At 44.0% G+C, this 13,538-nt stretch carries 10 protein-coding genes; 8 read left to right on the plus strand and 2 right to left on the minus strand.

Annotated elements, in window-relative coordinates:
- Nucleotides 1-322 precede the first annotated feature (322 nt).
- From NB463_RS11100 to NB463_RS11110, 3 genes are all read left to right on the plus strand, one after another.
- Nucleotides 323-694 carry a winged helix-turn-helix domain-containing protein gene (locus NB463_RS11100; RefSeq protein ID WP_258431214.1) on the plus strand — a complete coding sequence of 124 codons (372 nt, stop codon included), beginning with the start codon at nucleotides 323-325 and terminating at the stop codon, nucleotides 692-694.
- Nucleotides 695-783: 89 nt separating this feature from the next.
- Nucleotides 784-3,138, plus strand: a complete 2,355-nt coding sequence (locus NB463_RS11105; protein ID WP_258431215.1) for a fatty acid cis/trans isomerase — start codon at nucleotides 784-786, stop codon at nucleotides 3,136-3,138.
- An 18-nt stretch (nucleotides 3,139-3,156) separates the two neighbouring features.
- Complete coding sequence (locus NB463_RS11110; protein WP_005376565.1) at nucleotides 3,157-3,348, plus strand: hypothetical protein; 192 nt, start codon at nucleotides 3,157-3,159, stop codon at nucleotides 3,346-3,348.
- Nucleotides 3,349-3,397: 49 nt separating this feature from the next.
- On the opposite strand, the gene torS is transcribed toward NB463_RS11110, so the two are convergent.
- Entirely contained in the window at nucleotides 3,398-6,361 is a 2,964-nt protein-coding gene (gene torS / locus NB463_RS11115) for a TMAO reductase system sensor histidine kinase/response regulator TorS (protein ID WP_258431216.1), read from the minus strand.
- Between the two features lie 43 nt (nucleotides 6,362-6,404).
- Between torS and torT the strand changes: the two genes are divergently transcribed.
- Nucleotides 6,405-7,454: a TMAO reductase system periplasmic protein TorT gene (gene torT, locus NB463_RS11120; RefSeq protein WP_258431224.1), complete on the plus strand. Its 1,050-nt coding sequence runs from the start codon at nucleotides 6,405-6,407 to the stop codon at nucleotides 7,452-7,454.
- Nucleotides 7,455-7,518: 64 nt separating this feature from the next.
- Entirely contained in the window at nucleotides 7,519-7,974 is a 456-nt protein-coding gene (locus NB463_RS11125; RefSeq protein WP_005376571.1) for a methylglyoxal synthase, read from the plus strand.
- A gap of 77 nt (nucleotides 7,975-8,051) precedes the next feature.
- Here NB463_RS11125 and helD read toward each other — a convergent pair whose 3' ends face one another.
- Nucleotides 8,052-10,121, minus strand: a complete 2,070-nt coding sequence (helD, locus tag NB463_RS11130) for a DNA helicase IV (protein ID WP_258431217.1) — start codon at nucleotides 10,119-10,121, stop codon at nucleotides 8,052-8,054.
- Nucleotides 10,122-10,444: 323 nt separating this feature from the next.
- Between helD and yccS the strand changes: the two genes are divergently transcribed.
- The 3 genes from yccS (at nucleotide 10,445) to NB463_RS11145 (ending at nucleotide 13,396) form a co-directional block, all read left to right on the plus strand.
- Complete coding sequence (gene yccS / locus NB463_RS11135) at nucleotides 10,445-12,598, plus strand: YccS family putative transporter (protein WP_258431218.1); 2,154 nt, start codon at nucleotides 10,445-10,447, stop codon at nucleotides 12,596-12,598.
- A gap of 184 nt (nucleotides 12,599-12,782) precedes the next feature.
- Nucleotides 12,783-13,013 (plus strand): hypothetical protein, encoded by a 231-nt coding sequence (locus NB463_RS11140; protein ID WP_041853076.1) that lies wholly within the window; start codon nucleotides 12,783-12,785, stop codon nucleotides 13,011-13,013.
- An 80-nt stretch (nucleotides 13,014-13,093) separates the two neighbouring features.
- Nucleotides 13,094-13,396, plus strand: a complete 303-nt coding sequence (locus NB463_RS11145; RefSeq protein WP_104973607.1) for a hypothetical protein — start codon at nucleotides 13,094-13,096, stop codon at nucleotides 13,394-13,396.
- The last annotated feature ends 142 nt before the right edge of the window (nucleotides 13,397-13,538 follow it).

Here is a 13,538-nt window from a genome sequence, read left to right on the forward strand (position 1 = left end):
CTGTGTGTATTAGAAAAGAGCTTCCTGCAACAGAATGTATAGTCTAGAAATAGTGGATAAGCGAATCTTAGAAATAAGAACTTTAGATACATTAACAGCTGCTCTAGTCCCCAAAATAGCTGATTATTTGCTTTAGAAATTGTGGTAATACCTATTGATTTGGCGATTTAAATTGGTGCTCTTTCCGTTGTAGAGTTATTTCTTCCATATCAGAATTTTGATATGACTCAGACATATTGCATTACAAATAAAATACAGCATTGATTTCAAGCTAACATTAATGATAATAGTTTTTACTATCATTATTAATTAAAATGCCAATATGTTTGAGTCTACCCTTTCGTCTGCTCCTAAGACGGCAGCTTCCGATAACGGTCTCAATAATGAATATGAGCTCGTACTGGATAAGCACAGCCATACTGTGATGATAAATCGTCCGCCAGACAAAAAGTTAGTTCAGCTTACAAGCGTTCAATTCGAGCTGCTCCGTACTCTGACTCATTATCAAGATCAAGTACTTAGCAAACCTTTCCTTTATGAAACGGTACTGAAGCGCACGTTCTCAGAGCATGACCGCGCACTCGATATGCACATTAGTAGAATAAGAAAACGACTGGTTAGCGAAGGGATTAACGCGGATCGAATTCAGACTGTTCATCGACAAGGTTATGTATTTAAGCATTCAAAAAAGTAAAGAAATCGCGGCGAATTGCTCCAACTTTTGGTAATTGACCGCTTATTTTGCTTTAATTAATGCAAATTCTAATCACGTAAAATAACTCAATGAATTTGCGCTTAATTTTTATACTTTGCATTGCTACATTGTTTGCTGGCTGTGCAACCTATGCGGGCCTTAACTATGACCAACTGTTTGGTCCACAGCTCGTTCGTGAACGTACGGCGGACGTGGCTACACCTCAAGCAAACTTCTTCCAAAGCGAAGTCAAACCCATTATGGATAACCGCTGTGTCGTCTGTCATGCGTGCTACGATGCACCATGCCAGCTTAAGCTTTCTTCCGTTGAGGGTATTGACCGTGGCGCGAGCAAAGCACTGGTATATGAAGGAACAAGACTTACTGCCGCCGCGCCAACACGCTTATTCGAAGATGCAGAAACAACCCAAGAGTGGCGCGATGCGGGTTTTCATCCGGTACTTAACGAACGTGATCAGAGCATGGCGGCCAACATTGATGCAGGCCTCATTGCACGTTTGCTACAACAAAAAGAACGCCACCCGCTGCCTGATCAAGTCCAGTTAGAAGGTTTTGATTTTTCGATAGATCGAGAACAAACCTGTCCAACAATTGAAGAGTACGAACAGTACGAAAAAGATAACCCAACCTGGGGAATGCCTTTTGGTATGCCAAACCTATCAAACAGTGAATACCACACACTGATGACTTGGCTGGAAAACGGCGCGATAATGAACGTTCACCAACCAATTAGTGAACAAGAGCAAGCTCAAATCGACAAGTATGAAACTTTGCTCAATCGCGCTGATCTAAAAAATCAACTGATGGCTCGCTATATTTACGAGCATTTGTTTTTGTCTCACCTCTACTTTTCAGAACTCACTGAAGATCCTCGATTCTTTACGTTAGTTCGTTCTTCTACTCCACCGGGGCAACCAGTAAAACGTATTTCAACACGTCGCCCGTACGATGCTCCCGGGGTTGAGCGCGTGTTTTATCGAATTATTCCAGAACAAGGGACGATTGTAGATAAAACACACATGCCGTTCGCGTTAAACAAGCAACGTATTGAAAACTGGAACACTTGGTTTATCGATGCTGATTACACGGTTAATCAACTACCGAGTTATGAACCTGAAGTTGCTGCAAACCCGATGACATCATTTATCGATCTTCCGGTTAAATCACGCTTCAAGTTTATGTTGGACAATGCGCAAAACACGATCATGGCTTACATTAAAGGGCCTGTTTGTCGTGGCCAACTTGCACTGAATGTTATCAATGATCGCTTTTGGATATTCTTTCTAGATCCAGATAAAGCAGATATCCCTGAAGTAAATGAGTTTTACCGCTCTCAGGCTGATAACCTAAGACTGCCAGCAGAGCAGGAAAGCAACACTCTGCCGGTTACCAACTGGGTTAAATACGCGCGTCAGCAAGCTCGCTACCTAGAAGCCAAGTCTGAATTTACCAATAACTGGTTTAAGGAAGGCGAAAACCTATCCACCGACGTAATTTGGGACGGTAATGGCACCAACCACAATGCGGCATTAACGATTTTCCGCCACTTTGACAGCGCGTCAGTCGTACAAGGGTTAGTTGGCGAGCAGCCGAAAACGGTATGGATTCTTGACTACGCGTTACTAGAACGCATCCACTATTTGCTCGTTGCTGGGTTTGATGTGTACGGCAACTTCGGCCACCAACTCATGACACGAATGTTCATGGACTTTTTGCGTCTGGAAGGCGAAAGTAACTTTATCTCGTTGCTGCCAACCGACATGCGTCATGAACTGCAATCAAGCTGGTATAAAGATCAAAGTCCACAGTTAAGTGACTTTTTACAACGCAACGTGAAGCCATTTAACCAACCAACCAGCGTCGAGTACAAAACTGACGATCCAAAAACAGAGTTAGTCGAGTTGCTTAGAGAACGAGTATCAGATGTTCTTCTTCCGCGCTACGAGATTAAAGATACTGAGCTTTCTGCTCAAAGTGAAAAACAGCTCAGACGTATTGGCGAAGTTCGTGGAGAAGGCCTGAAAACCGTTCCGCAAATCACCATGCTTATGGTGAGAAGCCAGTCTGGAAAAGATGAGTTATTCACCCTACTTCACAATAATGCACACACGAATATTTCTAGCTTGTTTGATGAAGAAAGCAACCGCGACTTTGCTAACGATGATATGACCATCGTACGTGGCGTTGTGGGAAGCTACCCAGCGGCATTTTTCTCTATAAACGAAAATCAAGTAAAAGAATTTGTCGATCAATTTAGTGCCATCCAAAATGAATCCGATTACGTTAAGTTATTGGATAATTTTGCGATTCGCAGAAGCTCAGAAAAATTCTGGCCGTTTAGCGATCGTCTGCACAATTGGTACCGTACAAAACAACCGATCGAATTTGGATTACTTGACTATAATCGTTTTGAGAATCGATGATGATTTAAGGGGGTTCTCATGGGTATCCGAGATAACATTGCCGCTCTTGAACAACAGATTTACGTTGCTTGTTCTGAGGGAGACTACGAAACGGTCAACATGCTTGAGCATCAACTCGAATACTTGCGTGGCAAAGTGGAGCATCCTTTTGATGACGACCCTTATGCCCTAGACACTCGATTCGAGTGGGAAGATGACATGACCGAATAGAAAAAACCTCCGGCTTGCCGGAGGTTTTTGTTTTTGGGATGCAATTGATTTACTTCGCCATCAACTCATCAAGAGCTTGAATTGATTCAGACACTTGAGACGCCAATTGATCTTTAGTCGCCATATAGGTATCTAAAGGTTGAGGCGCAGCTTCAATTGCTTGGCAAGAGTTCATTAATGCAGTAAGCCCTAAACTCCCTGCGCTGCCTTTTAGTTTGTGAGCAAGGTTCTTCACTTCTTTACTGTCATTACCACCAGCAGACGCTTGCAGTTTGCTTAGTACATCGGCACTGGTCGTTCTAAACAGATTAATGATGTGCAACATCTTCTCTCTGCCCAAGATTTTCATATCGGACTCAATCACGCTCGGGTTAATGATGACCACATCTGATTCCTCTGCTTTAGGGACTTGAACAACCTTTGATTGTATCGCTTGTTCTTGAGGCGAAGTTTGATCAAACGGGGTACAGTCGGCATTTTGTGGCAACAACAACGGTTTTCCATCCAGCGCATCCTGAATCAATGCCGCTAGAGCTTCTTTTGCCAATGGTTTAGGTAAATACCCGTCAAAACCTGCAGCTAAATAGCGCTCAACTTCTTCGGCAAAAACGTGCGCAGACACTGCAATCATAGGCGTAGCAGCAAGGGCTTTATTGGCTGGTTTGTTACATTCAATTTGTTTTAAACGTTGGATTAACTCGGTTCCATCACAGTCTGGCAAGTTGATGTCGACTAAAGCGATATCAAAATCCTGCGTGCTGATCAGTTGCTCTGCTTGTGAGCCGTTTTCTGCCATCACGACCTGGTGGCCCATGCTTTCTAAAAAGCCTTCCGCAACCACTCGGTTTACTTCATTGTCTTCTACCAACAAGACTTTCGCTTTCACTTTGCAGCGCGCGGTTGCCACTGCACCGGTTTCAACAGGTTCACTTTCCTCTAATGGAATGGAGAACCAGAATCGACTGCCATGTCCTTCTTCAGAATCGACTTCTAAAATGCCGCCCATCGCTTCAATGATTCGTTTACTGATGGCAAGGCCAAGCCCCGTTCCTCCAGTTTGACTCATCCCACCTTCGGCTTGCGTGAAGGCATCAAACAACGTTCTCTGATCTTTTTTGGCAATACCTATCCCGGTATCTGATACTTCGAATAGGACTTGCGACTCATCCTCTGGGTTGAGGCTAACATAGATATCAATTTCACCTTCGTCAGTAAATTTAATCGCGTTTCCGACGAGGTTGTTCAGCACTTGACTGATTCTGGTGACATCCCCTTTCCAATAGCGACTTACATCACTTTCAATATGATAGGAAAACAACAGCTTCTTCTCTTGAGCTCGGCTGTTCATTAACTGGAAAGTGTCTTCAATCATTTGGTGTAAATCGAAGCCCATGTGGCGAATCTCTAAATGCCCTGCTTCAATCTTGGAGTAGTCCAGCACATCATTCAGAATCGCGAGCAACGTTTTACCACTGCGGTTGATGATTTCCGCATAACGCTTTTGAATGGGGTTGAGGCCTGAGTCAATCAACAGACGTGCTGTTCCGAGCACTCCATTCATCGGCGTTCTGATCTCATGGCTCATGGTCGCCAAGAATGCTGATTTAGCTCGACTCGCTTGCTCTGCTTGCTTACGAGCTTTCGCGTGATTCAAAACCTCTTCATTCAAACGACGGTTCGCTTGTTTTAACTGTGAAGTGCGTTGCTCAACGAGCTCTTCCAAATGCTCTTTGTGCTCTTCGAGCTCTCGCTTGGCTTGAGCTTCTCCCTCTGCGACCACTTTTAGCGCTTGGGCTGTATTTCGAGCCGTGATGATAGCTTGCCCCATATGCGCTAGCTCATCTTTGCCTTTTACCTCCAGCTCGACGGCTAAGTTACCCTGCGCCACAGAAAGCAGCGCGGCAGAGTACTCTGCCAATCGCTTAACCACAGAAAGGTATACAACACGCCATAAAATTAGCACCAACACAATCAAACCAACAATTGAAATCACCGTTAGAGACCACTGAGCGAATTTCAGCGTGCTCGTCAATTCATCCACAGCGACGGTTGTCGTTTTGTTTGAGTCATCAACCAATTTGTTTACGGTGCCATTCAGCTCCGAAAACAATTCCAGTGTCTTTTGCATCAGTTGCTGAGATTGTTCGTTATTCTCATACTGCTGCATCAAAATAGTGAACACGACCTGACGCTTACCGAGCTCTGTTAGTAGTTGGCTCATTTGTTTAGAGCGAGTGGGATCTTCCACGGCAAGCACACGGCGCTTCATGATTTTTAGATTACTTTCAAAATCACTTTGCACCTGCTGGATTCGCTCAATATTGGTTAATGTGCGAGCTTCTTCAATTTGATTCAGCATTTTAAAAGCCAATAAGTGCAGCTCATGCAATCGCTCTGCCAGATCTAGATCCACTTCCACCAGCGCATCTAGTGCCTGATAAACTTGCGATTTTTTATTCGATTCTAATAAGTCATAGATATGTGTGACGTTAGCAACGGCAATGGTGCTCGTGTTCTGAACTTGCGTCCGAGTTAGCTGTTCCAACTCTTCACTCAGTAAGCGCATCTCTTCGACACGAGTATCAATCTCTTTTGCCAGCCACAGCTTTCTTTCAACCGAAACACCAAGTTCTGCCAAGTTGTCGATAACGTTCTGGACGTTATTCTCGAGATCTTCTAGCAATTGAGAATCAAACGACTCACTCCCCAGCTCTTTGATATGAGTAAGTAATGATTCGAGCTGTTCGAAAAGTACACGCCCAGACTCTTTTCTTTCCTGCTCGTTTCTTGCGTTTGATAACAGTTGTACAGACGAAATGATGCGAGTACTCAACTCAGAGACTTGCCTCGCTTCAATCATGGCGGGAATTGCAGAATCCACGACATTTCTTTCCGTCTTGGCAACTAAAGAAAATCCAGACACACCAATAAGTGCCGATAACATAACCAGCATTGCCATCGCAATGAAAGACAACAAGAGTTTACGACCGATGCTTGCGGTTGCTAGCAACATATTTTCATGACCTTAATGTTCGTGTTCAGCGACATATTACGTTATATTTTGCAGTGTTTACTTAATCTATGCCAACGAACTTCATTTCATGGTTAAAAATCAACACGCATTTCGCACAATTTTCAAACATTCTGCAGTCACATTAGCCCTTGTCGCTTCTTTACCAGTGGTTGCAGCAGAAAAAGTATGTGCCATTTACCCTCACCTAAAGGATTCATACTGGTTATCAGTAAACTATGGAATGGTGTCCGAAGCGAAAAAAGAAGGCGTCGAGCTGAGAGTCCTTGAAGCGGGTGGCTACCCAAACAAAACGCGTCAAGAGCAACAACTCGCACTGTGCAGTCAATGGGGAGCAGATGCGATTGTCCTTGGGACCGTGGACCCACAGGCTTACGAGCACTCACTTAAAAATTGGGTGGGGAATACTCCCGTTTTTGCTACTGTGAACCAACTCGACTTGGATGAAGAACAAAGTGAGTTGCTAAAAGGGACTGTCGGTGTTGACTGGCACTGGATGGGATACGAAGCAGGAAAATATCTGGCTGCTCGCCATCCAAAGGGATCAGGAAAAACAAACATTGCCTTACTTTTGGGGCCGCGTACTCGTGGAGGCACGAAGCCCGTGACTGCCGGATTTTATGAAGCTATCCAAGGAAGTGATATCAACATCGTTGACTCGTTTTGGGCAGACAACGACAAAGAGTTACAGCGTAATCTGGTTCAACGTGTGATTGATATGGGAAATATAGATTATATCGTTGGCAGCGCGGTTGCGATTGAAGCCGCTATCAGTGAACTTCGTAGCGCAGGCAAAGCTGAGGAGATCGGTTTGGTTTCTGTGTACTTAAGTCATGGTGTTTACCGAGGACTATTGCGTAACAAAGTGCTCTTCGCACCAACAGATAAAATGGTGCAGCAAGGCAGGCTTTCCGTCATGCAAGCAGCGCATTACTTAAGGGGCAAAGAGTATGACAAACATGCCTCACCAACCATCAAACCACTGACCCCGAAGACACTTCATGACGATACGATCGAAGAATCGTTATCTCCGTCAGAATATAGGCCGACATTCCGTGTTAAGGCTGTTGATTGAAAGACAAAAAACGTGTTCTATTGAATAACAACAATTTTAAAATCATACAAACGGAAACATCTTGATGCAAAAAACCATTCGTACCATGCCAACCCACAAACATGTGGCTTTGGTTGCCCATGACAACTGCAAACCTGAGCTACTTCGCTGGGTAAAAGAAAACAAAGAAAAACTGCAGAGTCACTTTCTTTACGCGACGGGCACAACCGGGCACATGTTGAGCAAAGAAACTGGACTGGCGATTAAGAGCATGATCAGTGGCCCAATGGGCGGTGACCAACAACTTGGCGCGCTCATTTCAGAAGGCAAAATCGACGTGCTCGTTTTCTTCTGGGATCCGCTAAACGCCGTACCTCACGACCCAGACGTTAAAGCGCTTCTTCGTATTGCTAGCGTTTGGAATATTCCTGTGGCAACGAACCGAGCCACCGCTAAGTTCCTGTTTAACTCCCCTCTTCTTGAGCAAGAAGTGGATATTGAAGTACCGGATTACGAAGCGTATCTTGCTGAACGCATGTAAGCTTTGATTCCAACCGAATAACGTAAAGGCGATACTGAGTATCGCCTTTATTATTTCTAAAATTCAGAACTCTGCCTTCAACGCGAAGTGATGATCGGATAATCACCATTGACGAGCTCTTGAACAAATGCGGATCCAGCGCCAGTGTGCGTAATCCAAACCTTCTCTTTCGCACGCGTAATCGCCACGTAAAACAGCCTGCGCTCTTCTGCGTGAGGGAATTTGTCTTTGGACTCGGTCAGTGCGCCATCAATGTGAATTTGCTTCTTCTTCGCAGGGAATTGCCCCTCATCCACAGAAAGAATAATGACAAAATCAGCCTCTCGCCCTTTACTCGCATGACAAGTCATAAAACGAATATCGAGATTAGGAAAACGTCGCAACCAATCGTCATACAAGTCGGGCTTGTGATAATGATTACGTCCTAACAATAAGACTGACTTGGTTTGCTTGGCTTGTTGATTCAATTGATCCAAGATTTTTTCAACTTGGTTGCTCGGTGCGGTATGCACACTCTTCTGCTTACGTTGCTTGTGGCTATTTAGTGTTTTCGGCAATTGCGATGGGTTTTGCTGAACAAAAGTGTTTGCCACATCACCAATCTGATTGTTGAAACGATAAGTCGTATCTAGATGATGAACGGTAGAGTGAGCAAAGCGCTCTTTAAACCCAGTGATAAGATCGACGTCCGCACCAGCAAACTGATAGATGGTCTGCCAGTCATCACCAACCGCAAACAACGTCGCACCCGCTTGTTTCTGTGTGGATTCACACAGTGCTTCAATCAGTGCTAAACGGTCTGGAGAGATATCTTGGTACTCATCGACCATAATGAAGCGCCATGGGGAGACAAATTTCCCTTTATTTACATAATCTGTCGCACGACTGATCATGGTAGGGAAATCCACTTGATTGCTTTCTTTAAGCATTTTCTGCCACGCCGTAAAACATGGCCAACACAAGGCGAGTTCGCTGTTTAAACGAGTATAGTCTTGGTGATTTACCAACTTTTCTTGCACTTGCTTTTTGGTTAGCCCTACCGCAGCTAAGTGAGACAGCTGAGAGTCTAGCCACGCGATCAGTTTTGGGTTTTCTGAGTGACTTCCTAACTCATCGTCCCCTTTTAAATAGGCAATCGGCCATTTGTCTAAATGTTTTTGCCAACGTTTAAAGTTAGTAGGCGTCATCCAATGCTTTTTCAGCCAATCTACACACCATGCTGTTCGCTGGTTGTCATCTAACGCCAACGGACTGATCTCAACAGGCTGTTGCTCAACTTGATTGAGTATATATAAGCCTAGTTGATGGAACGTATTCACACGCACACCGTCTGCGGCCATGCCTACTTTATCCACTAAACGCTCTTTCATTTCAGTCGCGGCATCACGACCGAAAGCCAGCATAAGCAACTCTTCTGCTTGAGCCTGGTGGCTTTGCAACAAGTATGCAACTCGAGCCGTTAAAACACTCGTTTTGCCAGAGCCTGCGCCAGCAAGGACTAAGTTGTGATCATCGTTGAGCAACACCGCATATTGCTGGGATAAGTTTAAAGGCGAAGATTCTATGCGATTAAACAGCACTTCCCAATTCGGACGTTCTTCCTCAAGCCAATCACGATTACGCTCACCAAGCGTCGCAGACGTATCAATAAGCCAAGGTTCGATTTCCGCCATGCGATTCGGCATCCGCATTTTGGCTTCTTCTAGAGTGGTTTTCATTTCGCTTAACTCTTGGTTAAGACTTTCCACCCAGGAGACCACTTGAGAGTGCGATAGATAAGCAGGAAGATGCTTAAGTTTGTAGAGCTCTTCTTCCCACTTAGGTAGATACTCAGCCAGTTTTCGGCACTGAGTATTGTGCCATTCTTGATACTGACGAACAGCTTCAAGAGCAAACTTACGGCATTGTGGCCACGGTAGCCCTTGTACTAGCCAACTTTGTTGTTTGCCTTCGTGCTCATGAGCAAAAAACTGCAAAGAGCTCCATAACAACCCACGCTTTACGCTAACTTTGCCATTCCAGATCGTAAAAGGAATATGTTCTTCACTGCCTATTGAGCTTAATAAAACACTGTTCTCTTTTATTTCGACGTGATGGTACTCATTTTGAATAAAAAACTGTGCTTTGCTAGTGGCAGTGAGCTGCATGAAACGTGCGCCTTTTAATTTAGAAGTTGTCGATTTATATCATTTTAAGGCGCCAAATTGTAGCAATGGCGAGCACCTAAGTAAGCATCTTATTTTATTCTTTAATAAAATTCACATTACTGTCGATTTAGTAACCTAAAGCTCATTCTATTTGAAGCTGACTTTACAATTATAGACACATTGCGTGGCTGCTTTAGTATAAGTCAATGACATCCCTGTTGATTTTATCAGCAACAACGAATTTTTCTTAAAGTAAATCATAAACGCGCTATAGTGGGTTTGGTAGTATTCCCCCGTTCTTCATCGGAAACATAAGGCGCATTGTGCAAGCAACTTCTAAATTTCGGCTCTACTGGGCAAACAAGACCATAAATTACAGCGTTCTTATCCTAATCACCTTACTGGGTGTGGTTATCCCGACTTGGTACTTCGAGCAAAACACGCTGATCACGCCGCTAATATTGGGCGTTATTGCTGCTGCTTTGGCAGAGAGTGATGACAGCTTCACTGGGCGCATCAAGGCGCTGATTCTGACCTTTCTCTGTTTTGCGCTCGCCGCTTTCTCAATTGAAATCTTGTTCGACACCCCTTGGGCATTTGCATTAGGGTTATTTATCTCAACCTTTGGTTTTATCATTCTTGGAGCGATAGGTCCTAAATACGCGAGCATTGCTTTTGGCTCTTTGCTGATCGCCATTTACACCATGCTTGGCGCACATGAAAGCACCAACATTTGGTTTCAGCCACTACTGCTTTTAACTGGTGCTGCTTGGTATTACTTCATGTCGATGATTTGGCAGATATTTTGGCCTCTTCAGCCTGTGCAACAAAGCTTAGCCAATGTGTTCTTCCAAATGGCAAATTATCTCGATGCGAAAGCCAAGCTTTTTCACCCTGTGACCAACTTGACGCCACAACCGCTGCGGATTGAAGCTGCAAAATGCAATGCTGCCACGGTTACGGCACTAAACGCTTGTAAAACCACATTACTTAACCGATCGAAACGGGGTCACATTGATGGGCCTAGTGACCGATTTTTAAATATTTATTTCATCGCTCAAGACATTCACGAACGCGTCAGTTCTAGCCATTATCGCTATCAGGATTTAGCGACCGAATTTGAACGTTCTGATGTGCTGTTTCGTTTTAAATATCTTTTGGAATCTCAAGCCCAAGCGTGTCGTGATATTGCATTAGCGATTCAGCTAGGGAATGAATACTCACATACCGATCAGTCCATCTTGGCCTTAGCTGAAGTGCAAAATTCACTTGCTTACTTAGAAGAACAAAAGCAAGGACACTGGAAACGTCTGCTAATGCAGTTAACATATTTATTCAATAACTTAGCGACGGTAGAAAAGCAACTGAATAACATTAACAACCCAGATGTTGAGGGCCTAGAGGAAGATACCCTCGCCGATACTAACCCGCACACATTAAAAGCCATGTGGCAGCGTATATCCGCGAATTTACACAAAGATTCGATGCTGTTTCGACACGCATTGCGTATGTCGATTGCCTTGACGATTGGTTATGGAATCATTCAAGTATTCAACATCGACCGAGGTTACTGGATACTCTTAACCACTCTCTTCGTGTGTCAGCCGAACTACAGCGCAACACGTCAAAAACTGACAGCGCGAGTCATAGGCACATTAGCTGGTTTGTTAATTGGCGTACCATTACTGACTTTCTTCCCTTCTCAAGAAAGCCAGTTAGTATTCATCGTTATTTCTGGCGTGATGTTTTTCGCCTTTCGGATGAACAATTACGGATACGCAACCGGTTTTATCACACTACTGGTCCTCTTCTTATTCAACCAGTTAGGTGAAGGTTACGCGGTTGTGCTTCCTCGACTGGCTGATACCCTCATCGGGTGTGTGCTTGCTGTAGGAGCCGTGCTGGTTATTTTGCCAGATTGGCAATCAAGAAGGCTGCACAAAGTCATGTCGGATGCGATAGATGCTAACAAACAGTATCTCGATCAGATCATTGGTCAGTATCGAATTGGTAAAAAGGACAACTTGAGCTATCGCATTGCTCGTCGTCAGGCCCATAACAGTGATGCCTCACTTTCTTCTGCCATCAGTACAATGCTTGCGGAACCTGGTAAATATCGTGCTGCCGTTGATGAGAGCTTCCGCTTCTTAACGTTAAATCACGCAATGCTAAACTATATTTCTGCTCTTGGTGCGCACCGAACTCGCATTGAAGATGAGTCAATTCATAAGCTCGTTTTAGATGCACACCGCTGTATTCATCAGCATTTAGACGTTCTCCATAAACAGCTTCACCAGCATTGCGAAGAGTGCGATTTATCTAATATTGACGACGCAGGACTTGAGCAACGCTTGAATGAGTGGCGAGATGAAGATGATAGTTCCGCTCGCATGGTATTGCAGCAACTTCACCTTATCTATCGCATGCTCCCAGAGCTACATTCACTCGCCAGTAAGTTTGCAGTGAGGGTTAACTAGTAACACACGCATATAAAAGGGAAGCGGATTGTCGCTTCCTTTTTTCTTTCTACTTTTCTATCTACCCCAAAGTGGGTAATTATGTACCTTCATAGGAAAAATCTGACGTATCACTTAACACACCTTGACAATATTCGGACAAAAAGCAATCGATCAAATTCTAATCTATCTAGGTTGAATAAATATGTTGTATCCAAAGGACGAAGAATTTCGGGAAATGAAGGATAAACCGAATTACAACGAGGGTATTGAGATGAACGCACAACAATTTAATGAACTTAAACAAAAGCTCAGCGATTTAACGGCGAGTCAGTTGAAATCATTACAGGGTGAGATAAGCGTAAAGTTAAACAAAACGCAAAACCCAGTACTTTCTGTTGAAGAGCGAGAAATGCTTTCTAAACTGTTTGCTTAATCAAATCATTGATATAAAACACTTGAACGTTTTATAAACTCCACCTATGCTCTCATTAGCATAGTATTGGGAGTGGTGATATGCCTGTATCAGGAATTCAATCTGGGCACCAAATTCTTCAGATGTCACAGCAGATGGCTGAAAAAGCCGCGCATGGCATTAATGATAATTTAAGTAAAGTGAAAGAAGAGATCGCTTCTCACAACATCGATTTGGCTAAAGTGGCAGATGTCGCAATAACCGCTTCAACTCCTAGCCTCCCCTCTCAAAAAGTTGAATCACTCATCAACCTGACGCAAGCTGCAGGTTACAACCGAGTGGGTGCATCCGTCATTGAGAAAAACAATGAAGTCATTGGCAGCTTACTCGATATCCACGTCTAAAACTTCTTAGTTCCGACCTGTCACTACAAATCCGTAACAAGCCCTCTTTTGCTACCTAATGTTGTGCTATTTCGATTCAATAAGTCTCGATAAAAACCAATAACTCCCAATAAAAACGGACGCCTTGTTAAAGCCGCCCGTT

This window comes from Vibrio sp. RM-41-2B, from assembly GCF_024744415.1.
Classification (GTDB): domain Bacteria; phylum Pseudomonadota; class Gammaproteobacteria; order Enterobacterales; family Vibrionaceae; genus Vibrio; species Vibrio diabolicus.